Raw genomic sequence first — 25,776 nt, 5'->3', positions numbered from 1 at the left:
AAAGGCAAGGGGGCCCCGTGGAGGGCCGACGGAGCATTTCCGCTTGCGGGATCGCAGCCATTTGCTTTTCTGATGGAATGACGAAGTTGGTTCTCCTGCACCGGGCGGATTCGATCTACGAGGACGAGCCGGACCGCATCTACGACTTTCCGGTCCAGTACCTGAGAGCCGTGAGCGAAGCCGTTGGCGACTGGGTGATCTACTACGAGCCGGTCAAGGCGGGACCGCGCGGGTATTTCGCGGTGGCGAAGATCGCGCAGGTGATCCCGAAACCGGGCGCAGAGGGGCGGTATCTGGCCCTGATCGAGCCGGGCAGCTATCTGCCGTTCGACCGCGACGTGCCGAGACTGCACGAGGGCCGCCCCTGGGAGGCATCGCTTGCCGATTCGGAGGGACGCCCCCTGACCGGTGGCCTGGCCCAGTCCGCCGTCCGGCGGCTGACCGAGGCAGAGTTCGCCGCGATCGTGCGCGAGGGCCTGCCGGTCGATCTGCCCGAGATCGAGGCCCGGCGCTATGATCCGACGCCGCATGCCGCCGAGCCCCCGCCGCCCTTCGAACGTCCTGTGATCGAGCGGCTGATCAGCCGCCCCTACCGCGATGTCGCCTTCCGTCGCAAGGTGCGGGAGGCCTACGACTACCGATGCGCCATGTCCGGCCTGCGTCTTCGCAACGGCGGGGGCCGACCCGAGGTGAACGCCGCCCACATCCGTCCGGTCGCCCATCAGGGCAGCGACGCGGTCAGGAACGGGCTGGCGCTGTCGGGCACGCTGCACTGGATGTTCGATCGGGGGCTGGTGTCTGTCGCGGATGACGGCACGATTCTCGTGTCGCGCAACAAGGTGCCACGCGAAGTTGAGGACCGTCTGCTGGTCGCCGACCGCCGGCTGTGTCTGCCGAAGGATGCGCGCGATCATCCCCATCCCGCCAACCTGAGATGGCACCGCGAGAACGTGTTCGGTCAGGTGCCGCTGGAAGGTGGCCAGCCTTGGGGCTGACGCGGTTTCCTTCCCCGACCGGGCCGTCCGGCATACGCCTCAGGAGCCGAGCGCCCTCAGCGCCGCCGCGAGGTCGATCGCCCCTTCATAGAGCGCGCGGCCCGAGATGGCGCCCGCGATCACCCCGGTGTCGCGGAGCGCGATCAGGTCCTCCATCCGGGAGACGCCGCCGCTGGCGATGACCGGGATCGTGACGGCGCGGGCCAGAGCCTCGGTCGCCTCGATGTTGGGGCCCCCCATCGCGCCGTCGCGGTCGATGTCGGTGTAGATGAGCGCGGCGACGCCGGCATCCTCGAAGCTGCGGGCGAGGTCGGTGGCCATGACGTCGGTCTCTTCGGCCCAGCCCCGGGTGGCGACGCGGCCCCTGCGGGCGTCGATGCCGACGGCGATCCGGCCGGGGAAGGCGCGGGCCGCCTCGCGCACCAGCGCGGGGTTTTCCACGGCGACGGTGCCGAGGATGACGCGGGCGAGGCCCTTTTCCAGCCACATCGCAATGGTGGCCATGTCGCGGATGCCGCCGCCGAGCTGGGCGGGGACCTGCACGGCAGCAAGGATCGCCTCGACCGCAGCAGCGTTCACCGGCTGGCCGGCAAAGGCGCCGTTCAGATCGACGAGGTGGAGCCACTCGCAGCCGGCGGCCTGGAAGGTCAGCGCCTGGGCGGCGGGGTCGTCGCCGAAGACGGTGGCGGCCTCCATCTCGCCGCGCAGGAGGCGGACGCACTTGCCGTCCTTCAGGTCGATGGCAGGGAAAAGGATCATGGCGCGCCCCCGGGTCCGGTCGCGGCGGTCTTTGGCACGGGGTGGCGGAAATGAAAAGACCGGTGACGCGACCCCACGTCACGCTTGATCGGTCGGGCGGCTGGCGCAAAGCATGGGGTATCTCTGGGAGGAGGAGGACAGAAATGAAGACGATGCTGATGGCAGCCGCGCTGGCGATCTTCGGGACGGGGGCGTTCGCGGACCCGGTGGTGGGCGTGTGGCAGACCAGGAAGGACGACAACGGCAACTTCGGCCATGTCGAGATCAAGCCCTGCGGCAAGGCCTTCTGCGGCGTGCTGATCAAGGCCTTCGACAAGGATGGCAAGCCGCGGCCAAGCGACAATATCGGGCGCAAGATCGTCTGGGACATGGTGCCCTATCCCGACGGGCTCTATGACGACGGCAAGATCTATTCGCCCGACCGCGACAAGACCTACAACGGCGACATGCAGCTTTCGGGCGACAGTCTGAAGGTGCGCGGCTGCGTGCTGGGCATCTGCCGCGACGGCGGCACCTGGACGCGGGTCAAGTAAGCGCAGGTTTCGGGTCGCCTTTGCCCGGGGTTCCAGGCATCGGGGACGGATGAAACCTGTGGACTGGATATTGTTGTGGACCCTCTCCCTTCTGTGGGGAGGGTCTTTTGTTTTCAACGAGCTGGCACTGGCGGGCCTGCCTGCGCTGAGCATCGTCTGGGGCCGGGTGGCGCTGGCGGCGGTCATTCTGGGGCTGGTGGTCAGGGCCTCGGGGCAGGGGATGGCGCCGCGGCGGGTGTGGCCGGCGCTGGTGGTGATGGGGATCGGCAACAACCTGGTGCCGTTCACGCTGTTCGTGCTGGCGCAGGGGCAGATCACCGGGGCGCTGGCCTCGGTCCTGAACGCGACGACGCCGCTTTTCACCGTGCTGGTCGCGCATCTGGCCACGGCGGACGAACGGCTGACGCCGGTCAAGGCGGCGGGGGTGGGCTTGGGGTTTGCGGGCGTCGTCGCGATGATGGCGGGAGAGGACCTGAGCGGCGAGGTGCCCGCGATGCTGGCCTGTCTGGGGGCGGCCCTGTCCTATGGGCTGGCGGGGGTCTGGGGACGGCGGTTCCGGGCTTCGGGAGTGACGCCGCTGCAGACGGCCGCGGGGATGCTGACCGCAAGCAGCGTCATGCTGACGCCGGTCTGGCTGGCGGTGGACCGCCCCTGGGCGATGGACTGGCCGGGCTGGGGGCCGGTGGCGGCAGTGGTGGCGCTGGCGACCTTGTCGTCGGCTTTGGCCTACCTGATCTTCTTCCGCATCCTGGCGCGGGCGGGGGCCACGGCGATTTCGCTGGTCACCTTCCTGATCCCGTTCAGCGCGGCGGGTCTGGGCTGGCTGGTGCTGGGCGAGCGGCTGGAGGCGCGGCATTTCCTGGGCCTGGCGCTGATCTTGGGGGGCCTTGCGCTGATCGAGCGGGCGCGGCGCTAGCCGAAGATCGACCAGCCGGTGCGGCGGGCGAGCATCTCCAGTGCCTCGGTGCCAAGCCGGGAGTTGCCTTGCGCGTTCAGGCCGGGGGACCAGGCGGCGATGGACGCGCGGCCGGGGGCGATGGCGAGGATGCCGCCTCCGACCCCCGATTTACCCGGGAGGCCGACGCGGAAGGCGAACTCGCCTGACCCGTCGTAGTGGCCGCAGGTCAGCATCAGGGCGTTGATCCGGCGGACCCGTTCGGGGGCGATGAGGCGCTGGAACCCGGCGAGGAAGCGGCCGCAGCGGGCGAGCTGCTCCACGGTCATGGCGATGGCGCATTGGTGGAAATAGGCGCCGAGGACGAGGTCGGGGGCGTTGGTCAGGTTGCCTTGCGATTTCAGGAAATGGGCGAGGGCAAAGTTGCGGTGGCCGGTTTCGGTTTCGGACTTCGCCACGGCGCGGTCGATGTGGATGTCCTCGTCGCCAGCGGCGGTGCGGAGGAAGGTGAGGAGTTCCGCGAGGTATTCCTTGGGCGGGCGGTGACCCAAGGCCGCGTCTGTGGTGACGATGGCTCCGGCGTTGATGAAGGGGTTGCGGGGGATTCCCTGTTCGCTTTCCAACTGCAGGATGGAGTTGAAGGCGAGGCCCGAGGGTTCGCGGCGGACACGGGTCCAGAGCTGGTCACCCAGGCGGCCAAGCGCGATGGCAAGGCCGAAGGCCTTGGAGACGGACTGGATCGAGAAGGGTGTTGTGGTGTCGCCCGCGGAGTGCTGCGTGCCGTCGGCGAGGGTGACCGAGATGCCGAACTGGCCCGGGTCGATGGCGGCCAGTTCGGGGATGTAGTCGGCGGGGTGGCCCCGGTCGGTGCGGGTGGCCATCTCGGCCGCGATTTCGGCCAGGTGTTCGGCGATGGTCACGGAGCCCAGCGGAGGAAGTTGCCGATCAGGCGCAGACCTGCGGCCTGGGATTTTTCCGGGTGGAACTGGGTGCCGAGGATATTGTCGCGGCCGACGATGGCGGTGATCGGGCCGCCGTAGTCGCAGAAGGCCAGCCGATGCGCGGGATCGGCGACGCGGAAGTGGTAGGAGTGGACGAAATAGGCGTGATCGCCGGTGGCGATGCCGTCGAGGACGGGATGGGGGCGTTCGACAATCAGGTCGTTCCACCCCATGTGCGGGACTTTCAGCGCACGGTCCTCGGGTTCGATCTTCACCACGTCGCCGGGGATCCAGCCGAAGCCTTCGGTCAGCCGGTATTCGTGCCCGCGGGACGCCAGCATCTGCATCCCGACGCAGATACCAAGGAAGGGGCGGGCCTTGTGGATCACGGCCTCTTCGATGGCCTCGAAGAGCCCGCCGTAGCTGCCGAGGGCCTCGCGGCAGGCCGGGAAGGCGCCGTCGCCGGGCAGCACGATGCGGTCGGCGCGGGCCACGTCCTCGGGTCGGGAGGTGACGAGGATGTCACCGCCGCCGACCTGGGCCGCCATGCGCTGGAAGGCTTTCTCGGCTGAGTGGAGGTTGCCGGAATCGTAGTCGACGAGGACGGTCAGGGGCATCGGTCGGGTCTCTGGGGCGGGCAAGAGTTTTCGAAAACTCTTGCAAATCTTTTCGAAAAGATTTGCGGCGCCCTGCGGTTACAGGGCGCCCTTGGTCGAAGGGAGTGCGTCGCCGAGGCGGGGGTCCTGTTCCACCGCCTGCCGCAAGGCGCGGGCGACGGATTTGAACGTGGCCTCGGCGATGTGGTGGCTGTTGAAGCCGTGCAGCTTGTCCACATGCAGGGTGATCCCGCCATGGGTGGACAGCGCCTGGAAGAATTCGCGGACGAGTTCCGTGTCGAAGGTGCCGATCCTGGGGCTGGGCATGTCGACGGTCCAGATGAGGTAGGGCCGCGCGGAGAGGTCCAGCGCGGTGGCGATCTGCGCGTCGTCCATCGCCAGCCGGAAGTGGCCATAGCGGCGGATGCCGCGCTTGTCGCCGAGCGCCTTCGTCAGGGCCTGGCCAAGTGCGATGCCCACGTCTTCCACCGTGTGGTGGTCGTCGATGTGCAGATCGCCCTTGGCGCGGACGGTGAGGTCGATCAGGCTGTGGCGGGCCAGCTGGTCCAGCATGTGGTCGAAGAAGCCGACGCCGGTCTGGCAGTCGCTTTTCCCGGTGCCGTCTAGGGCGACGGTGACCGAAATCTCGGTCTCGGCGGTGGTGCGGGTGACGGTGGCTTCGCGCATTGGCGGCTCTCCTGACAACGGGGGGGTTATAGGGCGCGGGGCGCGCGAGGGGAAGGCGGTTCCGGGGGGGCCGGGTGCAGCGGCGGCGTGGTGGCTGCGCGGGCGTGCCCTGGCGGCGGGGCTGTCAGGGTCTTGCCCTATCGGGCGGAGTGCGCTGGGGCGTGCCCAACTTGGGGGCGAAGCGACATCTGCCAGATCGCGTCTTGATCGCAATCCGCGCGCGGTCGGGGCAGACTGGTTGCGTTCCGGGTGCGAATGCGATCCCTTTGGCCCGATTCTGGGCTTAATATGGCCCAGACTTGCAGCAAGACATTCACCACGGTTTCGGGACGAGACCGGACGTCAGTTTGGAGTTGGTCCAGGTCATGCCTGAGATTTTTCCGGTTCTTCTTTGTGGCGGGTCGGGGACCCGTCTTTGGCCCGTGTCGCGCAAGAGCTTTCCCAAGCAGTTCGTGCCGCTCGCCGGGCAGGGGACGCTGTTCCAGGCGGCGGCGGGGCGGATGCAGGGGGCGGACGGGGTCATGGCCCCCCTGGTGCTGACCAGTTCCGACTTCCGCTTCATTGTGGCCGAACAGCTGGCGGCGGAAGGCATCCGGCCCTCGGCGATCCTGATCGAGCCAGCGGCAAGGAACACCGGCCCGGCGATCCTGGCGGCGGCGCTGCATCTGGTGGCAGAGCATCCCGAGGCGCTGATGCTGGTGATGCCGACCGATCACAGCATCCCGGACGCCGAGGCGTTCCGGGCGACGGTGGCGGCAGGGGTGCCGCGGGCCGAGGCGGGGCAGATCGTGACCTTCGGCATCCGGCCCGACCGGCCCGAGACGGGCTATGGCTGGATCGAGCTTGGCGCGGCCCCGGTGGACGGGCAGGCGCAGAAGGTGGCTCGGTTCGTCGAAAAGCCCGCGCTTCAGGCGGCGCAGGCGATGCTGGCCGAGGGGCGCTATCTGTGGAATGCGGGCATCTTCCTGATGCAGGCCAAGGCACTGATCGCGGCCTTCGAGGCGCATGCGGCGGATCTGGTGGCTCCGGTCGCGCAGGCGGTCGGCGAGGCGCGCAAGGACCTGGACTTCCTGCGGCTGGCCGAGGCGCCCTGGGCGGGGGTGCGGGACATCTCGGTCGATTATGCGGTGATGGAGAAGGCCGCGAATATCGAGGTTGTGCCGCTGGGCGCGGCCTGGTCGGACCTGGGCGACTGGAATGCGGTCTGGCGCGAGAATGGCGGGGCGGCGGGGGGCGCGGTCACGCAGGGGCCGGTGACGGCGATTGATTGCGAGGGGACGCTGCTGCGGTCCGAGGTCGAGGGGCAGCATCTGGTGGGGATCGGTCTGAAGGACCTGGTGGTCGTGGCCATGCCGGATGCGGTGCTGGTGGCGGACCGGTCGCGGAGCCAGGACGTGAAGACGGCGGTGGCGCAGTTGAAGGCGCGCTCGGTGCGGCAGGCCGAGGTCTTTCCGCGCGACCACCGGCCCTGGGGCTGGTTCGAGACGCTGGCCCTGGCCGATCGGTTCCAGGTCAAGCGGATCGTGGTGAAACCGGGTGCGGCGCTGTCCCTGCAAAGCCACGTCCACCGCGCCGAGCATTGGGTCGTGGTCAGCGGGACGGCTCAGGTCACGGTGGGCGAGGAGGTGCGGCTGCTGAGCGAGAACCAGTCGGTCTATGTGCCGCTGGGCGCGATCCATCGGCTGGCGAACCCGGGCAAGGTGCCGGTGGTGCTGATCGAGGTGCAGACCGGCGCCTATCTGGGCGAGGATGACATCATCCGCTATGAGGACATCTATGCCCGGGGCGACGAGAAGGGCCCGGCGCGGTGAGTTCGGCCGATATTCTCGACCGGCTGGCCATCGTGATGGCGCATCCGGATGACGAGGTGCTGTGGGCGGGCTCGGCGCTGCGGGCGGCCGAAAAGATCGTGCTGGTCTACGGCGACATGCCGGGATGGGATGAGCAGAACGCGGGTCGCAAGGTGGCGATGGCGGAGTTTCCGCTGAAAACGCTCGACTGGCTGGCGATGACGGAATCGGGGGTGTTCGACAGCGCCTCATGGCCCGAAGTGCGCGAGACGGAGTACGGGCTTTACCCGCACCGGGCGCTGAAGCTGTTGCACAGTTTCGACCCCGACCGCTATCGGGCGCAGTTTCCTGCGCTGCGCGAGGCGCTGCGGCCCAGGCTGGCGGGGATGCGGAACGTCATCGCGCATGGGCCCTGGGGCGAATACGGGCACGAGGATCATGTGCAGGTCTTCCGCGCGGTGGCGAGCCTGGTGGGGGAGCTGGGGTTCCAGCTTTGGGTGCCGGCCTATGTCGCGCCGAAGTCCGAGGTGCTGATGCGGCGCAACCTGCGGTTCTGCGGCAAGCCGACGCCGCCGATGCCGATCGACGGGGTCTTCGCCGAAGAGATCGCGCAGATCTACAAGCGGACGAAGACCTGGACCTGGTTCGACAGCTATGTCTGGCCGGAGACCGAACAGTTCCTGCCCTGGTCTGCCGAGGTCCTGCCGGAAGGGCAGCGCGCCGGGGTCGGCGATGTGCAGCGCATCGTGTTGCCCGCAGATCATGATGCGTGGCGCAAGCATCTGCCCTGGCGGCGCGAGATGATGCGCAAGGCGCTGAGCTGGCTGAACGGGCGGAAGGCGGGTTAGGCCATGGCCGGGATCGGGGGGGTCTGATGTCGACGACCCTGACCTGTGCCTTCGCGCAGTGGAGCCCCGGCCTGGGCGACAACGCCCTGATGGGCTGGGTGACGGTGGGGGTCTATCTGGTGGCCGCCCTGGCCTCGGGCCTGGTCGCGCGGCGGCTGTCGGGGCCCGATCCGCTGGCCCCGCGCGAGCGGCGGTTCTGGGCGATCACGGCGGTGGTGATGCTTTGCCTCGCGATCAACAAGCAGCTGGACCTGCAAACCCTGCTGACGCTGCTGGCGCGGTGCCAGGCGCAGCTTTCCGGCTGGTATGATGCGCGGCGCGGGGTGCAGGTGGCCTTCATCTATCTGGTGGCCGGGGGTGGGGCGTTCGCGCTGGGACTGATGGCGCTGGCGTTGCGGGGCATCCTGGGGCGGGTCTGGCCGGCGCTTCCGGGCCTGGGGCTTGTCTGCGTCTTCGTGGTGATCCGCGCGGCCAGCTTTCACCATGTGGACATGTTTCTGAGTGGCACGGTGTCCAGGATCAAGCTGAACTGGCTGCTGGAACTGCCGGGGCCGGTGCTGGTTGCGCTGGCGGCCTTTCGCCGCCGGATCGCCCGCGCCGGGGCCTGATCCGCGCCGGTTTCGAATCGCGCCGAGCCACCAATTGTAGCGTTTCCGCCGGTTTTCGAGGCGGAGTTGGCGCGAATTGTGGTTGACGGATCACGTTGACGGAAAATTCACCGTTTCAGAAAACCGCACAATGCAGGGGGCGTCAGAGGCGGCGAAACCTGACTTGTGAGCTTGCCGTCACGGAAGCTACATCTGTCAGACAGAAGCATATTCGAACGCATTGATTAAAAGGCGAAGAAAATCATAGCGGTGACTGGAAACCGGCGCGGGACTATGGCGACGGCTGCCATCCGACCTGGAAATTCGGCTGTTTCGAGCCCCCATCAGCACTGGAACTGCATACAACCGTAGCGTGTAACCACATGAGAAATAACCACTTTTCGGCTTGTGGCCGACCAGGACCACATTGCGGCGACCTCCTCGCAATGGTAGAAGCTTTTTAGTGAAGAGAGTGGCGTATCGAGTGCGAGAGTTCCTTGCGGGCCGGCGGGATAGCGTCGGCCCCGAAACATTCAGCTCAGCGATTGGTACCCCTGTGGAGGCGTTACAGATGGACGTTCGTTCCGGATTGGCAAGACATGATTTCGAACGCACGTCTGGAGCCCTTGGTGAAGGGTGGGTGCGTATACGCCGGGAACCGCTGTATCGGAGGTCCCTGAAGCGGCTTTTCGACATCAGCGTCGTGCTGATGGCGCTGCCGATCGTGCTTCCGGTGATTCTGGTGCTGGCTGCGATTCTCAAGATTGGCGGCAATTCCCCGTTCTTCACGCAAGAGCGGGTGGGGAAGGGTGGCAGGACCTTCCGGCTGTGGAAACTGCGCACCATGGTGCCGGATGCGGAAGAGCGTCTGCAGGAGTATCTGCAGAAGGACGAGACCGCGCGTCGGGAATGGGACGCCTACCAGAAGCTGTCGCACGACCCGCGGATCACCGAATTCGGGCAGTTCCTGCGCAAGAGCTCGCTGGACGAGCTGCCGCAGCTTCTGAACGTGCTTCGTGGCGACATGAGCCTGGTGGGCCCGCGTCCGATGATGGTGGAGCAGCAGGAGCTGTATCCGGGAACCGCCTATTACGCGCTGCGGCCCGGCCTGACGGGCACCTGGCAAATCTCTGACCGCAACCAGTCCACCTTCGCGCAGCGCGCCGAATTCGACGCCGAGTATGAGCGCAACCTCACGTTCTTCAGGGATTTGAAGATCCTGCTGTCGACTGTGGGTGTGGTGCTGCGGGCGACGGGGAAGTGATCATCGTCTGATCGGAAGGGCCGTGCTGACGGACCCAGCCCACAAGGGCCACACCCGGCAGCAGCACTGCCATGCCAGTCAGCGGATAGGCGAGAGCCACGGCCCACAGGGCAAAGTCGTAGACGAAAAGGATCACAGACACGCTGGCTGCGGTCAACATCGCGATCAGAACCAGCCCCAGTGCCATCCCCGTCTCCCTGGTCGGAGAAATCCTCAAACAATAGCAGACCCCCGATACGAACTCAGCTTAGGCTACTCGGGGCCTATGTCGAGATGCGAAACGTGATTCAGTTTTCAAGAGCGCCGGAATTCATTGGCATTTGGCGGAACTTGGCCGAACTTCCTGCCGGATCTGGCCGGATTTCTGCCGATGTGGAGGTGCGCCCCGGTCACCCGCGGATGCTGCGGCGGTCAGCCGTGCGAGTAGCGGGCCGGTGTGGTTTCTCGGACCTCGGGCGCGGTGCTGCGGAGGTTCCACCAGGCGGCTGCCATGAGAAGCGTCAGACTGCCAACCACCGGATAGGCCAGAAGGCTGATCCAGAGTGGGACGGAGAACGCGAGGGTCAGACCCATGACGATCATGCCCACGACGGTCGAGACAAGAACCAACCCTGCGATCATGTTGTGCAACCCCCACGCGAAGTGTGCTTAAACGATGCTCGCGCCGCATGGCAAGAATATGGCTGTGCTTTGGTTAAAGTTCGTCGTCAAGCCGGGTCTGCCGGGACATTCCGGCCGGGCAGGATTCTGAAAAGACAGCCTTATCAGCTTTGGGTGGTGGCCGTTCTTGCCATGCAATCAGGGCGGGAAGTTCGGGTCCCGCCTGTGGTGCGCGAGTGTTAATCCATTGAAAATGCTTGCAGAAATCGGATCCCTGGGCGTGATCCCTTCGCGTAAGACAAGCGGACGACCGGGGTCCCCGCGCATTTGGCATCGGACAGCCGCAGGGGGGCGGGGCGGGGCAGGGCGAAATTGCGATTCGGTCGAGGAAGTGCACGACGAATGCCTTTCTTTTGTCACCGCCGGGCAGCAAGGTGCTTCGGTCGCAGGCCGTGAGGGACGGAATTGATCGGAACCTATCGCAAGCTGTTCTCGTTGTTCGACCCGGTCGAGCGGCGCAGGTTCTGGGTTCTGACCGGCGTCATGCTGCTGGTCGCTGCGGCCGAGATCGCGGGAATCTCCTCGGTGCTGATGCTGCTGAATGTCCTCTCGGCGCCGGAGACGATTCACAGCAGCCGGACGCTGTCCACCTTGCAGCGGGTTTCGGGTCTGGAAAGCGACTTCAGCTTTCAGGTCGGACTGGCGGCTGCGGCGCTGCTGGTGGTGATGATCGGCCTGGCGATCAAGGCGCTTGGGACCTATGCGACGATCCGCTTTTCGACGATGCGGGGCTATACGATCTCGTCCCGGTTGCTGGCGGCCTACCTGAGCCAGCCCTACCCGTGGTTTCTGCAACGCAACAGCGCCGAGCTGGAAAAGAACGTGCTGAACGAGGTCGACGGCCTGGTCAGCCGGGTCATCCTGCCCTGTCTGCGGCTGGTGTCGAACAGTCTTCTGGTGTTGGCGATCCTGGGCTTCCTGCTGCTGGTGGACCCGCTGGTCACGCTGTTTTCCGGCGGTGTGCTGGGCCTTGGCTACGGTCTGATCTACCTGCGGTTCCGCGGGCGGTTGCACCGGCTGGGCCAGGAGATGATGGACGCCTTCGAGAACCGCTTCCTTGTCGCGCAGGAGGCGACCGGCGGGATCAAGGACGTCAAGGTGATGGGCCTGGAAGCGACCTATGTGCGCAGCTATTCGGCCGCCGCACAGAAGGCTGCGCAGTCGGGCGCGACGATGGGGGTGATGCAGGAACTGCCGCGCTTCGTGCTGGAGGCGATCACCTTCGGGACCATGCTGGCGCTGATCCTGCTGCTTCTGGTGAAAAGCGGCGGCAATGTCACCGACATCGTGCCGACGCTGGGGGTCATCGCCTTTTCGACCATGCGGCTGCTGCCTTCGTTGCAGCAGATCTATCACTCGCTGGTATCGGTGCGTGGCGCAACGGCGATCCTGGATGCGATCGTGGCGGATTTCGCCTCGACGCCGCCGCTGCCCCTGGCGGATGCCACCCGGACCGAGCCGCTGCGGCTGGAGCGGAAGCTGGAGCTGTCCGGGGTGAGCTTTGCCTATGCCGAGGCCGACAAGCCCACGCTGCGGGGGGTCGATCTGGTGATCCCGGCGCGGACGACGGTGGGGATCGTCGGCGGAACGGGGGCGGGCAAGACGACGCTGGTCGACCTGATCCTGGGGCTTCTGACCCCGGACGATGGCGAGATCCGGGTGGATGGGCAGAAGATCACGCCGGACAATCTGCGCGCCTGGCAGGGGACGCTGGGTTATGTGCCGCAGACGATCTTCCTGACCGACGACACGATCGCGTCGAATATCGCCTTCGGGGTGCCGAAGGACGAGATCGACCTGCCCGCGGTCGAGCGCGCGGCACGGATCGCGGCCTTGCACGATTTTGTCGTGTCGGACCTGCCGCAGGGCTATGATACCTTCGTCGGCGAACGCGGCGTGCGGCTTTCGGGCGGCCAGCGGCAACGGATCGGGATTGCCCGCGCGCTGTACCGCAACCCGACGCTGCTTATCATGGACGAGGCGACATCTGCCCTGGACAACATCACCGAGAGAGTGGTCATGGAGGCCGTCGACCGCATCCGCGCCGACAAGACGATCATCCTGATCGCCCACCGGCTGACGACCGTGAAGACCTGCGACACGATCTTCCTGATGGACCGGGGCAGGCTTCTGGCGCAGGGCAGCTATGATGAACTGCTTGCCGGGAATGCCGTTTTCCGGCGAATGGTCGCAGGGGGCGAAGAAGCCCATGCCACGACATGAACGAGAGTGTCCCGACCTCAAGCCCGCACCTTGCGCGGGCCCCGACCAAGCAAAGCCCCGTGAGCATCAGACTGAGAGGTAATCATGTCCGTTAGCACTCTGCCGATCGATCCCGAAACGCTGCTGATCGACGCCGACGGCGCGCGCGAGTTCGGCAAGGCCGCTGCCGAAGCCTACCGGGCGAAGAAGCCCTATCCCTATGGCTGTTTCGACAATTTCATGCCGCCCGAGATCCTGGACCGTGTGCGCGAAGAGCTGCGGGACCTGCCTGCGGCGGAAAGTTTCTTCAACCGGCCGCAGGAAAAGCTGAAGGCCGCCTACATGCCGGAAAGGCTGGGGCCCTATACCCGGGCGCTGTTCCATTCGCTGAACTCCAAGGGCTTCCTGGCCTTCCTGGAAGAGCTGACCGGCATCGACGGGCTGATCCCTGACCCCTATTACGCGGGCGGCGGCATCCATGTGGTGTCGAACGGCGGGCATCTGGACATCCACGCCGACTTCAACCGGCAGGGCAAGCTGAACCTGGAACGGCGGCTGAACGTGCTGATCTACCTGAACAAGGACTGGAAGGAAGAATACGGCGGGTCGTTCGAGGTCTGGAATGAGGACATGACCGCCAAGGTCGCCGGTTTCGTGCCGCTGTTCAACCGGATGTGCTGCTTCAACACCGGGTCCAACACCTGGCATGGCAACCCCGAGCCGGTGAACCATCCCGACAAGGAACCGCGGATGTCGATCGCGCTGTATTATTACACCGCGACCTGGGATTCGACGAAGGTGGCGCATTCGACGCTGTTCAAGCCGCGCCCCGGCACGAAGGACCAGGCCGACCGGCTGGAGCAGCGGCATCGGCTGATGCAGGACTTCTTGCCGCCGGTGATCTATCGTCGGCTGGGGCACCGCCTGCGCAAGCTGGGGATCTGAGGCAGCCTAGCCCTGCGGGCGGCAGATCGGGGCAAGGAAGGCCGCGACCTGGCGCGCGATGACCTTGGGGGCGAAGCGCGCCGCAACATCGGTTTGCGCGGCCTGGCCGAGACGCAGGGCAAGCGCGGGGTCGTGCAAGAGCCGCAGGCAGGCCTCGGTCATGGCCTGCGGGTCTTCGGGCGGGACCAGGAGCCCGGTTTCGGCATCGCGCAGGATTTCGGCGCAGCCGCCGACCCGGGTACTGACCACCGCAGAGCCTGCAACCATCGCCTCGATCAGGGCGACGCCGAAGGTTTCGTAGCGCGAGGCGATGAGCGTGATCGGGTGGTGACGGCGCAGGTCGGCCACCTCGGCGCGGGTATTCTGCCCCAGAACGTCGATGCGGTCGCGGACGGCGGCGGGCAGGGCGGCCAGAGCCTGCGGCAGATGGAGGACCGAGCCATCGGGACGGCGGATGCCCTGGTCGGGGCCGACCAGGGTCAGGCGGCAGTTTGGGTGCTGTCCGGCGATCCGGGTGAAGCTGTCCAGCACGATGTCGGCGCCCTTGATGCGGTCGAAGCGCCCGACGAACAACAGGCGCGGCGCGGATGACCGGGCGGCGGGATCTTGCGGTGCTCCGAGAGTCACCGGATTGCCGATGACGGCGGTGGGCACGTCGGGCAGGCCCCATTCCTGCCGCGTCTGTTCCAGAACCGCGCGCGAGGGCGAGATGATCCCGTCGGCCCGGGCAAGGCCCGCGGCCTCCCAGGTTTCGCGGCGGGCATCGGGGCCGCGGCGCGGGCGTCCGGGGAGGGCGCGGTGCAACCATTGCGGCCCGTGCAGGGTGGCCACGACCGGGATCGGCACGGCGCGGCGCAGGTCTCCGGCCCAGCCGAAACTTTCCTCCATCACCAGCACCTCTATGCCGTTCTCTGCGATGGCTTGGCGCGTGGCGGCGATCAGTTGGGCGACGATCATGCGGCGGATCATCCGGTCGGGCATCACCCGGAACAGGGCCCGGTCGAGGAGCGGCATCGGCCGCGCTGGCAGCGCGATGACGCGGGGGTCCTGATGCGGGGCGTCGATCCGGTGCGCGATGATGGTGATCTGATGGCCGATCGCCTCGAGTCCTGCGGCAAGGGGGGCGACGGCCGAGGCTATGCCGTTCGCCGCAGTGGTCCCGGGCCAGGCCGGAGTGACCAGCCCGATGCGCAACCCGCCGACCGGGGCTGACACGCTCACCTCAGCGCGCCCTGCTGGCCAGACCGTTTCCGGCGCCCCTGGGCGGCTGGCGTCGTTTCCGGCATCAGCCAGCTGGCGCGGTATTCGCCCGACCCGGCCATCGCCGCCCCGTCAGAACCGGCGCTGTCGCTGGCAGATCGGAAGACGGCAATGCCTGCGACCGCGCCTGCGGTGAGCCAGACGTAGTTGACAAGCCCCGCGTTCGGCAGGAGGTCGATCAGCATCGCCGCCAGAACGACGGTCAGCCCCGGCGTGATCCATGAGGGGCCGGTGATCTTGCGGCGCAGCGCATACAGCAGGATCGGCACCGTCAGAAGGCCGAAGCGCCCGATATAGCCGAGCCAGCCGTAGACGCCGATGAAGATCAGCCAGATTCCATCGGTGATGCTGGTCATCCGGCCGGTCGCCGGGTCGAAGATCGCGTTCCGGCCCCAGCTGCCCCAGCCGGCGATCGGCTTGAGGTTTGCCCGGTCCAGGAGCGCGTCTTCGTTGTCGAGCCGGAACTTCAGCGAGGCAGCGCGTTCCTCGCTGACCATCAGCGCCAGTTCATGGGCGGTGTTGACCGGGATCAGGCCCGCGCCGCGCAGCATGGGGTAAAGCATCACGATCACGGCGATCCCCAGGGCCAGCGCCACCTGGAGCCTGCGTCCGAGGAACAGCACGATCAGCGCCGAGGGAATGGCGATGACGAAGGCGCCAAGGCTTTTCGACAGGTAGAGAACCCCGATCAGCCAGAGCATCGCCACGAACCAGCCATAGGCGGTGCGACCTTCGCGGCGGGCCTCCTTGTAAAGGACCGCCGAGGCGATGATCGCGATGCAGAAGAAGATGCCGACCATCAGGCCGTGGTTCAGGAAGACGACGGGCCGGAAGCCTCCGGCGCGAATGTGCTGGACGAAGTCCGACGGGAAGAAGCCGTAGACCCAGGTGTGCAACTGGGGCGAGAGGCGCACCTCGATCAGGGCGGGGATGGTGTAGGCGAGGCCGCCGAAGGCGAAGGCCTCCAGAAGCGCGCGGTGGCCGGCCTGGCTGTTGAGGTAGCGCAGGCCAAGCCAGAACGGGATCAGCGCGACGAGGATCACCGAAATCAGGCCCCAGGCATCGTAAAGCCGCAGTCCGGGCAGGAAGACGCGGCCGTCGATGATGGGCTGGGTGTTCTGCAGGACGGTCAGCACCGGGGTGACGACGACCAGAAGCAGCAGGATGACCAGGACCTGTCTGCCGGTCCGGGAGGCGGCGTCCATCGGCGCAGTTCTGCGCGGTGCCATCAGCAGGCACAACAGGAGCGCCGAGACCGCCGGCACGAGCGCCCTGTCGATCGCCGGGATCATCGGGAACTTGATCGCGGTTTCCGACGGCAACAGGAGATGTCCGCCGATGATCGTCCAGACCAGCGCGCGTTCCAGCGACAGGACGCGGAACAGCACCACGGCGGCCAGCGGCGAGGCGAACAGGACCAGATAGGCAAAGATATTCGGCATCAGGACCCGTCCGGGCTTCTGGGTGGTTTCTTGTAGCCGCTCTGGCGCGCAAGGAAAATGCCAAGTCGTCGCGCGGGGCGGGAAGGGGACGGATTTCTCGTGACCGCCGCCCTTGGAAGCGCTTGGGTTTTGTGCATTCTGGCGGGATGAAAGCCGCAAGACCCGGATGTGCCGCGTGACCGACCTGCCGCCTGGACCCAGGGGCCTTGGGGCCGTGGTCATCGGCCGCAACGAAGGCGCGCGGCTGGTGGCCTGCCTGGCGTCCTTCCCTGCCTCGGTGCGACCGCTGGTCTATGTCGATTCGGGCTCGACCGACGGCAGCGTGGCGGCGGCGCGGGCAGCGGGCGCCGAGGTGGTGGCGCTGGACATGTCGGTGCCCTTCACCGCGGCACGGGCGCGCAACGAGGGGTTCGCGCGGCTGATGCAGCTTGGCGCGCCGGAGTTCGTGCAGTTCGTCGACGGCGACTGCGTGTTGCAGCCGGGATGGTTGCCCGCGGCCGAGGCGTTCCTGCGGGCGCACCCGGAGGTGGGTGTGGTCTGCGGGCGCAGGCGGGAGATCCGGCCCGAGGTGTCGATCTGGAACCGGCTCTGCGACGCGGAATGGGATACTCCGGTCGGGCGGGCCCTGGCCTGCGGCGGGGATGCGCTGATGCGGGTGGCGGCGGTGCAGGCGGTGGGGGGCTATGACCCGGCGCTGATTGCGGGCGAGGAGCCGGAGCTTTGCGTGCGGCTGCGGGCGGCGGGCTGGCAGGTCTGGCGGATCGACGAGGAGATGACGCTGCACGACGCGGCGATGACCCGGATCGGCCAGTGGTGGAAGCGGACGCGGCGCGGGGGGCATGCCTTTGCCGAAGGGGCTGCGCTGCATGGCGCCCCGCCCGAGCGGCACTGGGTGGCCGAGACGCGGCGGGCGGTCCTGTGGGGGGCGGTCCTGCCGCTGGTCACGCTGATTGGGGCGCTGGTCAGCCCCTGGGCGCTGCTGTTGCTGCTGCTGTATCCCCTTCAGATGCTGCGGCTGGCCCGTCGCCACGGCTGGGAACGCGGAGTGTTCATGGTGCTGGCCAAGGTGCCCGAGGCGGTTGGGGTGTTGCAGTACTGGATGAACCGGCTGCGGCGACGGAAGGCCGGGTTGATCGAGTACAAATAGCGGCGGCGGTCAGGGGCGCAGCTTGCCGTTCGGGCCGCCGTTGCGGAAAAGCTCGGCCAGCCAGGCGCCTTCGCGGGTGATGTCATGTTCGCGTTCGACCGCCCTGCGCCCGGCCTCGCCCATCCGGGCCGAGAGGTCGGGGTCGGACATCAGGCGCGCCATGCGGTCGGCCAGTGTCGGCACGTCGCCGGGGGGAACGGTGAAGCCGGTCACGCCGTCCTCCACCAGTTCCTGCACGCCCGCGACGCGGCTGGCCACGACGGGAATGCGGGAGGCCAGCGCCTCCATGTAGACCACGGGCAGTCCCTCGGCGAAGGAGGGCAGGACCAGCATGTCGGAATTGGCCAGAAGGTCCGCGACCTGCGGCTGGGTCAGGAAGCCCGCGAAATGGACGGCGTTTGCGATGCCAAGCGCCTTGGCCCGGGCTTCGGCGGCGGCGCGGGCGGGGCCGTCGCCGGCCAGGGTCAGGGTCGCGTCAGGGTGGGTTTTCAGGACCGTTGCCATCGCCTCGATCAGCAGAAGCGCGCCCTTGACCGGGTCGAGACGGCCGACAAAGGCGACGCGTTTGCCGAAGGTGGGGGCTTCGCGGCGGTAAAGCGCGGGGTCGAGGCCGCAATGGACGATGGCGATCTTCGACCAGTGGACGGGGTCGGAGAACAGCATCAGCTGCGAGCGGCAGAAATGGGTGATGGCGACGACGAACTGCGCGCGGGCGATCTTTTCCGGCAGCGACCAGCGGTCGACCTCGAAGAAGATGGCGGGGCCGTGTTCGGTGAAGCTGAAGGGGATGTCGGCGAGTTTCGCGGCGAGGACGGCGACCGAACAGCTGGAATTGCCGAAATGGTTGTGCAGGTGGCGGACGTTCTGCGCGCGGAGGTGATCGGCAAGGACCCCGGCCTCGAGAAAGTAGAAGAGCTGCCAGAGGAAGGCCTTGAGGCCGGGGGAGCGCATGCGGATGGCCAGCGCGAAGGTGGAAAACCAGATGCCCGGTGCGCGAATGAGCGCGCGGCCATGCGCCTTGAGGAGGCGCAGCGGGTTCTTCGCGGCGGCGATGACATAGAAGGTCTCGGCCCGGGCCTGTTGTTCCTCGGCCCCCTTGAACTCGGAGGCCGGGGGGCGGCGGATCGAGCAGGTGATGACGGGGACCCCGGCAGCGCGGACGGCCTGCACTTCGCGCAGGATGAAGGTGTGCGAGACCTTGGGGTAGTCGCCGGTCAGATAGGCGACGGGCTGGGGGGCGGGGGTCTGGGTCATGCCGGGTGTTTACCGCGCAAGTTTGCGCCGCCACCAGAAGAGCTTGCCCGCCCCTCCCCAGGCGGCAAGCTGGAACCGGGTGGAGCGGCTGGGGGAAAAGGGGCGGGTCAGAAGGGCGGCGAGGCCGTGCCCTGCAAGTTGCGCCGCGCCGACCGCCATCCAGAGCGCCACGCGGGCGGCACCGCGCAGCCCGCCGTGGCCGCTTTCGACCAGGCAGCGGAGTTGACCGTCGGAGTATCGGCGGGCGCGGAGGAAGGACAGGCTGGCGCGGGAGGCGGGGACGATTTCGTGAACGAGTGCGCCGGGGCACCAGAGCATCGGGATGCGGTGGTCGTCGACGAGGTGGCGGAAGAGCCAGACGTCCTCTCCGCCACGGTCGAAGGCGGGGTCGAAGGGCGGATCGACGAGCGCGAGGGTTTCGCGCGCGAACATGGAATTGCCCGAGCCGAGATAGGCGCGCAGGTGCTGAACCTCGGCCCCGTCGGCGGCGGGCAGGCGTCGGCTGAAGAGGCGGTCGAGGGGGCCGCGCAAGGGGGCGGGCGGGTCGGTCTGGAACCGGGGTTCGACCGCGCCGAAGGCGGCCTGCGCGCCGTGTCTTGCGGCCTCGGCGAAGGCGGCGAGCCAGCCGGGGGCGGGGGTTTCGTCGTCGTCGAGGAAGATGATGTGGGTCCCTGTCGCCTCGGCCACGCCGCGGTTGCGGGCGCGGGCGACTCCGGTCCGGGGTTCGTGGATGTAGCGCACAAATCCGGGGGCCGATGCGGCGGCGGTTCGGGCGGACGCTTCGGGGGAATTGTCGATCAGGAGGAGTTCGACGGGTTCGGGGATCGAGGCGCGTTCTTCGGCGACGGCGGCGAAGAGGGCGGGCAGCAGAGACTCACGCCGGAAGGTCGGGACAATGATTGAAAGCGACACCGGCAACAATGCGGCTTTGGGCGCGGGATCGTTCCCCGGACTGAATGTCTCTTGCGCGAATGCCACGAAAAAGCCCTGCCAAACCCTGTATGTCGCAGACTATCGTCTTGACGGCGAATGAACAATCGCCTGTCAGTCAGCAGCGGTGCCAGAGCTGTGTGGCGACAGGATGGCAAGGGATAGAGTTGTGGCGGGTGATCTGGCTGTTTCCGGAGATGTGCGATTGGATCCGATGACATTGGTCAATTTTCCGACCGAAGCGGCGCTTCTGGCCGATATGGAGGCCCGTCTGGCGCAGGGGCGCGGCTTTGCGGTGGCAACGCTGAACCTGGACCATGTGGTGAAGCTGCGGCGGAACCCGGCGTTTCTGGCGGCCTACCGGGCGCATACCCATGTGGTCGCGGATGGCAACCCCATCGTCTGGATGGCGCGGCTGTCGGGGCGGGGCGACGTGGCGCTGGTGCCGGGGTCGGAACTGATCGCTCCGGTTGCGGCGATGGCAGCGAGGATTGGCGCGCCGCTGGCGTTTCTGGGGTCGACCGAGCCGGTTTTGCAGGCGGCGGCGGCACAGTTGAAGGCGGATCATCCGGGGCTGGAGGTCGCCGCTTGCCTTGCGCCGCCCTTCGGGTTCGATCCGGCGAGTGCGGCGGCGGATGCGCTCTTGGATCAGGTCGCGGCCTCGGGCGCGCGGATCTGTCTGTTGGCGCTTGGCGCACCGAAGCAGGAGCTTCTGGCAGCGCGGGGGCTGGCGCGGCATCCGGGGCTGGGGTTCCTGTCCATCGGGGCGGGACTGGATTTCATCGCGGGGCACCAGACGCGGGCGCCGGTCTGGGTGCGCCGAATCGCGATGGAGTGGCTGTGGCGGATGCTGTCGAACCCGCGGCGGCTGGCCAGACGCTATCTGGACTGTGCGCTGGTTCTGCCCTCGATGACGGTGACGGCGCTGAAGACGCGGAACGGGGGGGCGGGGAAATGAGCGACGGCCCGACGGTCCTGACCGTGATTCTGAACTGGCGGACAGCCGACATGACCCTGCGTGCGGCCGAATTTGCCGAACGCGCGATGGAGGGGATCGCGGGGGGGATCGTCGTCGTCGACAACGATTCCGGCGACGGATCGTTCGAGAAGATGAGCGAGGCGCTGAAGGACCACCCCCGGGTCCGCGTGGTGCAGTCGGGCCGCAACGGCGGGTTCGGTGCGGGCAACAACGTTGGCATCCGGCTGGGTCTGCCGGGGGGGGTGCGGCCGGACTATGTCTACATCCTGAACTCGGACGCCTTTCCGGCCCCGGATGCGATCCGGCAGCTGCTGGACCATCTGGAGGCGCATCCCGGGGTCGGGATCGCCGGCAGTTACATCCACGGCTCGGACGGTGAGCCGCATGTGACCTGTTTCCGCTTCCCCTCGGTCGCGTCGGAGCTGGAGGGGGCGGCGCGGACCGGGCCGATCTCGCGCCTGCTGCGGCACAAGTCGGTGGCCATCGGGGTCCCCGAGGCGACGGGTCCGGTGGACTGGCTGGCGGGGGCCAGCATGATGCTGCGGGACGAGGTGATCCGCACGGTCGGCGATTTCGACGAGACCTTCTTCCTGTATTTCGAGGAAACCGATCTTTGCCGCCGCGCGGCCGAAGCCGGCTGGCCCACGCATTTCGTGAAGGAAAGCCGGGTGGAGCATATCGGCTCGGTCTCGACCGGGATGAAGACGTGGAAGCGGGTGCCGGGCTACTGGTTCGACAGCCGCTGGCACTATTTCCGCAAGGCGGGAGGCACCTCGCGCGTGGTGGCGGCGACGCTGGCGCATGTCACGGGCGGGCTGATCCTGCGGGCGCGGCGGCTGGTGCAGCCGTCGATCCCTCCCGGCCCGCCGCATTTCCTGCGCGACCTGGTCGGGCATGCCCTGCGAAGCCTGGTCAGAAAGTAGAGTTTTTTCGCGCCAGCTGGGTGTCTCCGGGCGAAGAATGCTTATTTCTGAATAAGCCATTTTCAAACGAACGGGACCTTTCGCATGGACGATCCTGTAGACACGCCGCGTTGTCCGATTTGCGCGACACCGGCGGCAGAGTTGACGCCCTGGTTGGACATTCCGATTGATGTGAAGACGGGGCAGGCGATCAGCTCGGGCGGGCTGGTGTGGTGCCGGGCCTGCGATGTCGGGCTGATGCGCCGGGAACTGACGCCCGAGGAAGTGCGGGTCAGCTACGACATGGCGGCCTATTACACGCATGGCCAGTCGCATTTCCCCGAGGTGGCCGCCGGGCCGGTGGACCGGGTGCTGGTCAAGCTGGCCTGGCTGACGGATCAGGGCCGGATGATGGATGCCGCCCGGCTGCAGGCGCTGCAACCCGAGGCCCGGCGCGTGTTGGACATCGGCTGCGGCGGGGGGGATTTCGTCGCGACGCTGGCTGCGCCCGGGAGGGAGCTGTTCGGCGTCGATCCCGACCCAAAGGCGCGAGAGGTCGCGGCAGGCCGGGGTGTCACGGTCGAGGCGGGCACGGCCGAGGCGATCCCGCCCTCGGTGAGGGAGCAGAGGTTCGACCTGATCCTGATGACCCATGTGCTGGAGCATTGCGCCGATCCGGGGCGCGCCTTGCGCAATGTGCACGGGCTGCTGGCGCCGGGGGGCGGGTTCTACTGCGAGGTGCCGAATTGCGCGGCACTGCATTTCCAGACCTATGCCGAGATCTCAGAAATGCTGGACGTGCCGCGGCACCTGAAGTTCTTCACGCCGCAATCGCTGCGCCGGTTGATGGAAGAAGCCGGGTTCGAGATCGTGGAGGAAGTGCACCATGGCCGGACGCGGCATTTCTCGCCCGGGTGGCGGGCCTGGGAGAACCAGGTGCACCGGCGCTTGCGGGACAATGGGGGAGGCAAGGTGACACCGCGCCGAACGCTCGGCCGCGATCTGGCGCTGCTGGCACGGTCGGCCTTTGCGCCGCCGGATCGGAAGTACGATTGCATCGGGCTGTTCGCCCGAGCCAGGAGGCCCTGGGTCAGGGCCGGAACAGGAAGTCCCGGCTGAGCGCGACGAAAAGTCTGGGCGATTCCGCACGACCGTCTGCATCGTGGCGCACGGTGTAGCCCATGCCGCCCGACAGGCTCCAGTCGGCGGTCAGCCTATGGCTTACGCCCGCGTCGAACGAGACCTGTTCGATCCGTTCCGACGCCGAATCGCTGTTTTCGTAGGTGGCGCCGAACAGGACAGATGTGGTGTCGTTCAGAGTCTTCGCCCAGGTCAGGCTGAAGATCGAATCGGTGACGCCTTCGTCAGTGTCGGCGTCATAGCTGACGCGGCGTTCGGCGGTCACGCCGATGCTGCCATCCGGCAGGGCGCGGGTCCATTCCAGCGATCCGATCAGATCGGTGCCCGTCCGGTCGCCATGGGTCACCCCCAGGCGGGCCGAGAGGGTGTCACGCCGGGCTTCCAGCGCGCGGCCGATCTCGAACGTCTGGCGCTGGCCTTCGTCGGCATCGGTCGTGACGCCGAGGAGGGCATAGGCCGTGCCGACCGGCATGTCGTAGGACAGCCGGACGCTGGCATCGGGGCCGGTGTCCCGGTCAATGACGCCGCCGTCTTCGGTTTCGGTTTCGGTGTAGCCGAGTTCGACCGACAGATCCGTCCGTTCCGACAGCGAATAGTCGAGCCCGGCGAAGACGGTGGTGGCATCCGTGGTGGTGGTGCCGAGATCGTCTTCCTCGCGGTGGCGATAGCGCAGGCCGACACGGCCGGTTGCCACTTCGGAAAAATGCAGGATCGCGGCCACGTCACCGCGCCATTCGGTGGTGTCGACCAGATCGGGGTCGATGGTGTCCTGATATCTGGTCTGGTCGTAGGCGACGCCGAGGGCGAGGCCGACGCCGGAAGTGCGGCCTGTTTCCAGCCGCGCCGACAGGGACAGATCGCTGCGGGAGCCGACGGCGCCGACATCGCCGAGATCGTCGCCAAAGGCATCGGCATCGTCGGTGCGGAATTCGGCAGCCAGATCCAGCACGGCAGCGGGAACCTCGCGGTGGTAGCCGAAGGTCAGCGCGGTGCGACCGAAGTCGATCTCGCTGCCGTCGTCGGTATTCTGAGCGATCACCCCGCCGGTCACATCGAAGGTCAGCCGGTCGATGGTGGTTTCACTGGACAGGCCGAAGGACAGCAGCGTGGCATTGGCGACTTCGGTCCCCTCCGCCGGGACGGAGAGGCCGGAATTGCGAGTGATCTCCAGCCGGTTCTCGATCCCGAACCGCAGCAAGAGGCCACCCTCCTGCGCACGGCTTGCGCCGGGCACAAGAGCCGCGCCAAGGGCGCAGACCCCTCCGATCAGGTGGCCGGTATGGCGCATTCCGAATTACTCGAACAGTTTGCGCTGCGGGATGACGATGACGTCGCCTTTCACCAGGCGCGTGGTGCCGCCAGCCGAGGCGCCGCGCTCGATGGCGTCGAGGTCAAGCCTGTAGACCTGCTCGTTGCCGGACTTGTCGACGCGGCGGAGCTGGATGCGTTTCTTCGCGCCGAAGGGCGATACGCCGCCGGCCTGTGCGATCGCCTGCAGCAGGGTGGTGCCGGGCGAAACCTCGATCTTGCCGGGGCTGTTCGCGGCGCCGAGGATGTAGATGTCGATGGTGCGCGCTGCGGCCGCGGTGCCGGCAGGACGTTCGGCAAGGGCGCTGAGCGTCACGAAGACCGTCGGGGTGGACGCGAAGCCCGGAGCGAGGCGACGGACAAGGTCGGCCTGGACTTCGGCGATGCTGCGTCCGGCGACGCGGACCGTGCCCGCGACCGGCAGCGAGATCTGGCCGTCGGGCAGCACGATCGCGCTGCGGTTCAGCGTTGCGTCCTCGAGAACCTCGATCTGCAGCACGTCGCCGGGGCGGATGCGGTAGTCCTGGGCAGCGGCTGTCAGGGCCAGGATCGGCAAGAGGAACAGGGCGGCGACGAGACGGCGAAGGATGAACATCGAAAACTCTCCATAGCGGCCCGCAAAATCCGGGTGAGCTGCATTCAGGGCAGGATATTTGGCCTGACGCCGATCGGAAAGGGGAATTCCACCCGAACCGGCTTCCTGATGGCCCGCAGGACCCTGGAAGACCACCATTGCCGCCCGTGGTGGCGGATATGCAACATCACGCGGTGAAGCCGGACAAGCCCAAGTTGTGAACGACAGAATCGGTCGTCTCTTGCATCAGCCGCGCGACCTGAGGCTCGGGGGCGGTTGCCGGGGTGCCATCGGCGCGGAGAAGGGCATGGGGCAGGCCCACCGGGCTTTGCTGATAGAGCACCGCATGGTGGACCAATGCCACGAGGTAGTTGCCGATGTCGTTGAGGTGGATGACGTCCAGCGTGCCATCCTCGGCCCGGGAAAAGAGGTCGGTCCGGTCGCGGACATTGCCGAGGCCGCCCTGCGCCTCGACCGCGCGGACGAAGGCGGCAAGGACCTGGCCCGCCGGGATCAGGAATATCTGCGCCCCCTGGGGCAGGCGTTTCAGCGCGGGGCCGAGGACACGCGAGAGCCAGTAGCGGTCGTGGTCGGCGTCCAGCCGTTCCAGCCAGCCTTCTGGATCGTCCAGCTGGTGCCAGGTCTCGTAGAGGTAAAGACGCACGTCGGGCCGGGCCTTCAGCGCCTCCATCGCCCATTTTGCGAGGTATTCAGGGCTGTCGTAATAGCGGATCGAGGCGCGGATCTCGACCATCTCGGTCAGGACGATGGCGTCGTAGTCGCCGCTGCGCACGGCCTCGAGCGCGGGGCGAAAGCGGGGATGGGCGTTCTCGGCCTCGAACCCGTTGATCGGCGCGTCGCCCCAGTGGGCCTGCAAGGTGGTGCCCCAGCCCAGCTGGCTGTCGTAGCGGTGCCCCGGGGGAGCAAGCTGGGCCAGCATCGCGGGCATGTCCCGGTTCACCAGGCTGTGGCCAAGGTGAAAGACGGTCAGCGGTCTGTCGGGTTTCGGGACCGATGCCGCCGCAAGCCGCGTCCTGACCGAGGCGGCAGAGGGCGCGCGCGTCAGCTGCCAGTAAAGCCCGCCCGCGCCAAGTGCTGACAGAAGGCCGCCGAGGATCGCCGTGCGTCGTGTCATCAT

Annotated in this window: 25 protein-coding genes; 13 read left to right on the top strand and 12 right to left on the bottom strand. The window is 67.3% G+C overall.

Annotated elements, in window-relative coordinates:
* The first annotated feature begins 77 nt into the window (after positions 1 to 77).
* Positions 78 to 995: an HNH endonuclease gene (locus D5084_RS01795; RefSeq protein ID WP_128513789.1), complete on the top strand. Its 918-nt coding sequence runs from the start codon at positions 78 to 80 to the stop codon at positions 993 to 995.
* A 39-nt stretch (positions 996 to 1,034) separates the two neighbouring features.
* Here D5084_RS01795 and hisA read toward each other — a convergent pair whose 3' ends face one another.
* Complete coding sequence (gene hisA, locus D5084_RS01790; RefSeq protein ID WP_128513788.1) at positions 1,035 to 1,754, bottom strand: 1-(5-phosphoribosyl)-5-[(5-phosphoribosylamino)methylideneamino]imidazole-4-carboxamide isomerase; 720 nt, start codon at positions 1,752 to 1,754, stop codon at positions 1,035 to 1,037.
* Between the two features lie 143 nt (positions 1,755 to 1,897).
* Here hisA and D5084_RS01785 point away from each other — a divergent pair, with 143 nt between their 5' ends.
* Positions 1,898 to 2,287, top strand: coding sequence for a DUF2147 domain-containing protein (locus tag D5084_RS01785; protein ID WP_128513787.1), 390 nt, complete (start codon positions 1,898 to 1,900; stop codon positions 2,285 to 2,287).
* 73 nt (positions 2,288 to 2,360) lie between these two features.
* Entirely contained in the window at positions 2,361 to 3,203 is an 843-nt protein-coding gene (locus D5084_RS01780; protein WP_238382489.1) for a DMT family transporter, read from the top strand.
* Here D5084_RS01780 and D5084_RS01775 read toward each other — a convergent pair.
* The 3 genes from D5084_RS01775 to hisB form a co-directional block, all read right to left on the bottom strand.
* Positions 3,200 to 4,096, bottom strand: a complete 897-nt coding sequence (locus D5084_RS01775) for a glutaminase (RefSeq protein WP_435532653.1) — start codon at positions 4,094 to 4,096, stop codon at positions 3,200 to 3,202. The two genes, D5084_RS01780 and D5084_RS01775, sit on opposite strands and share 4 nt — an antisense overlap.
* 2 nt (positions 4,097 to 4,098) lie before the next feature.
* Positions 4,099 to 4,740, bottom strand: coding sequence for an imidazole glycerol phosphate synthase subunit HisH (hisH, locus tag D5084_RS01770; protein WP_128513784.1), 642 nt, complete (start codon positions 4,738 to 4,740; stop codon positions 4,099 to 4,101).
* A gap of 78 nt (positions 4,741 to 4,818) precedes the next feature.
* Positions 4,819 to 5,406 (bottom strand): imidazoleglycerol-phosphate dehydratase HisB, encoded by a 588-nt coding sequence (gene hisB, locus D5084_RS01765; RefSeq protein WP_128513783.1) that lies wholly within the window; start codon positions 5,404 to 5,406, stop codon positions 4,819 to 4,821.
* A gap of 365 nt (positions 5,407 to 5,771) precedes the next feature.
* Here hisB and D5084_RS01760 point away from each other — a divergent pair, with 365 nt between their 5' ends.
* From D5084_RS01760 to D5084_RS01745, 4 genes are all read left to right on the top strand, one after another.
* Positions 5,772 to 7,217, top strand: coding sequence for a mannose-1-phosphate guanylyltransferase/mannose-6-phosphate isomerase (locus tag D5084_RS01760; protein ID WP_128513782.1), 1,446 nt, complete (start codon positions 5,772 to 5,774; stop codon positions 7,215 to 7,217).
* Complete coding sequence (locus D5084_RS01755) at positions 7,214 to 8,044, top strand: PIG-L deacetylase family protein (RefSeq protein WP_128513781.1); 831 nt, start codon at positions 7,214 to 7,216, stop codon at positions 8,042 to 8,044. Before D5084_RS01760 ends, D5084_RS01755 begins: the two co-directional genes overlap by 4 nt.
* 26 nt (positions 8,045 to 8,070) lie before the next feature.
* Entirely contained in the window at positions 8,071 to 8,652 is a 582-nt protein-coding gene (locus D5084_RS01750) for an isopropylmalate isomerase (protein WP_128513780.1), read from the top strand.
* A gap of 550 nt (positions 8,653 to 9,202) precedes the next feature.
* On the top strand, positions 9,203 to 9,895 hold the full coding sequence (locus tag D5084_RS01745) for a sugar transferase (RefSeq protein ID WP_128513779.1): 693 nt from the start codon (positions 9,203 to 9,205) through the stop codon (positions 9,893 to 9,895).
* Between the two features lie 411 nt (positions 9,896 to 10,306).
* Here D5084_RS01745 and D5084_RS01740 read toward each other — a convergent pair whose 3' ends face one another.
* Entirely contained in the window at positions 10,307 to 10,516 is a 210-nt protein-coding gene (locus tag D5084_RS01740; RefSeq protein WP_128513778.1) for a hypothetical protein, read from the bottom strand.
* Positions 10,517 to 10,960: 444 nt separating this feature from the next.
* On the opposite strand from D5084_RS01740, the gene D5084_RS01735 reads away from it, so the two are divergent.
* Positions 10,961 to 12,778 carry an ABC transporter ATP-binding protein gene (locus tag D5084_RS01735; protein ID WP_128513777.1) on the top strand — a complete coding sequence of 606 codons (1,818 nt, stop codon included), beginning with the start codon at positions 10,961 to 10,963 and terminating at the stop codon, positions 12,776 to 12,778.
* Between the two features lie 84 nt (positions 12,779 to 12,862).
* The gene (locus D5084_RS01730) at positions 12,863 to 13,702 is read left to right on the top strand and encodes a 2OG-Fe(II) oxygenase (RefSeq protein ID WP_128513776.1); all 840 of its coding nucleotides are present in this window, start codon (positions 12,863 to 12,865) and stop codon (positions 13,700 to 13,702) included.
* 6 nt (positions 13,703 to 13,708) lie between these two features.
* Here the strand turns inward: D5084_RS01730 and D5084_RS01725 are convergent, their stop codons facing one another.
* Positions 13,709 to 14,923 carry a glycosyltransferase family 4 protein gene (locus D5084_RS01725; protein ID WP_128513775.1) on the bottom strand — a complete coding sequence of 405 codons (1,215 nt, stop codon included), beginning with the start codon at positions 14,921 to 14,923 and terminating at the stop codon, positions 13,709 to 13,711.
* On the bottom strand, positions 14,920 to 16,404 hold the full coding sequence (locus D5084_RS01720; RefSeq protein ID WP_128513774.1) for a hypothetical protein: 1,485 nt from the start codon (positions 16,402 to 16,404) through the stop codon (positions 14,920 to 14,922). Before D5084_RS01720 ends, D5084_RS01725 begins: the two co-directional genes overlap by 4 nt.
* A 175-nt stretch (positions 16,405 to 16,579) precedes the next feature.
* On the opposite strand from D5084_RS01720, the gene D5084_RS01715 reads away from it, so the two are divergent.
* A complete protein-coding gene (locus D5084_RS01715; RefSeq protein ID WP_238382488.1) occupies positions 16,580 to 17,551 on the top strand; it encodes a glycosyltransferase family 2 protein in 972 nt (323 codons plus the stop codon).
* 9 nt (positions 17,552 to 17,560) lie between these two features.
* Here D5084_RS01715 and D5084_RS01710 read toward each other — a convergent pair whose 3' ends face one another.
* Together D5084_RS01710 and D5084_RS01705 are read right to left on the bottom strand one after the other, a co-directional pair.
* Positions 17,561 to 18,805, bottom strand: coding sequence for a glycosyltransferase family 4 protein (locus D5084_RS01710; protein ID WP_128513772.1), 1,245 nt, complete (start codon positions 18,803 to 18,805; stop codon positions 17,561 to 17,563).
* A 9-nt stretch (positions 18,806 to 18,814) separates the two neighbouring features.
* The gene (locus tag D5084_RS01705; protein WP_162302352.1) at positions 18,815 to 19,717 is read right to left on the bottom strand and encodes a glycosyltransferase family 2 protein; all 903 of its coding nucleotides are present in this window, start codon (positions 19,715 to 19,717) and stop codon (positions 18,815 to 18,817) included.
* Positions 19,718 to 19,949: 232 nt separating this feature from the next.
* Between D5084_RS01705 and D5084_RS01700 the strand changes: the two genes are divergently transcribed.
* The 3 genes from D5084_RS01700 (at position 19,950) to D5084_RS01690 (ending at position 22,735) form a co-directional block, all read left to right on the top strand.
* A complete protein-coding gene (locus tag D5084_RS01700; protein WP_238382487.1) occupies positions 19,950 to 20,693 on the top strand; it encodes a WecB/TagA/CpsF family glycosyltransferase in 744 nt (247 codons plus the stop codon).
* Positions 20,690 to 21,637 carry a glycosyltransferase family 2 protein gene (locus D5084_RS01695; protein ID WP_128513769.1) on the top strand — a complete coding sequence of 316 codons (948 nt, stop codon included), beginning with the start codon at positions 20,690 to 20,692 and terminating at the stop codon, positions 21,635 to 21,637. The genes D5084_RS01700 and D5084_RS01695 overlap by 4 nt, the downstream gene beginning before the upstream one ends.
* A 153-nt stretch (positions 21,638 to 21,790) precedes the next feature.
* Positions 21,791 to 22,735: a class I SAM-dependent methyltransferase gene (locus D5084_RS01690; protein WP_162302351.1), complete on the top strand. Its 945-nt coding sequence runs from the start codon at positions 21,791 to 21,793 to the stop codon at positions 22,733 to 22,735.
* Here D5084_RS01690 and D5084_RS01685 read toward each other — a convergent pair.
* The 3 genes from D5084_RS01685 to D5084_RS01675 form a co-directional block, all read right to left on the bottom strand.
* Positions 22,707 to 24,044, bottom strand: coding sequence for a porin family protein (locus D5084_RS01685; protein ID WP_128513767.1), 1,338 nt, complete (start codon positions 24,042 to 24,044; stop codon positions 22,707 to 22,709). The two genes, D5084_RS01690 and D5084_RS01685, sit on opposite strands and share 29 nt — an antisense overlap.
* 6 nt (positions 24,045 to 24,050) lie before the next feature.
* Complete coding sequence (locus D5084_RS01680) at positions 24,051 to 24,659, bottom strand: polysaccharide biosynthesis/export family protein (protein ID WP_128513766.1); 609 nt, start codon at positions 24,657 to 24,659, stop codon at positions 24,051 to 24,053.
* A gap of 166 nt (positions 24,660 to 24,825) precedes the next feature.
* Positions 24,826 to 25,773, bottom strand: coding sequence for a hypothetical protein (locus D5084_RS01675; protein ID WP_238382486.1), 948 nt, complete (start codon positions 25,771 to 25,773; stop codon positions 24,826 to 24,828).
* Positions 25,774 to 25,776 lie beyond the last annotated feature (3 nt).

It is taken from the genome of Tabrizicola thermarum (genome assembly GCF_003574395.1).
Classification (GTDB): Bacteria; Pseudomonadota; Alphaproteobacteria; order Rhodobacterales; family Rhodobacteraceae; genus Tabrizicola; species Tabrizicola thermarum.
This window is presented reverse-complemented; position numbering and strand designations above follow the sequence as displayed.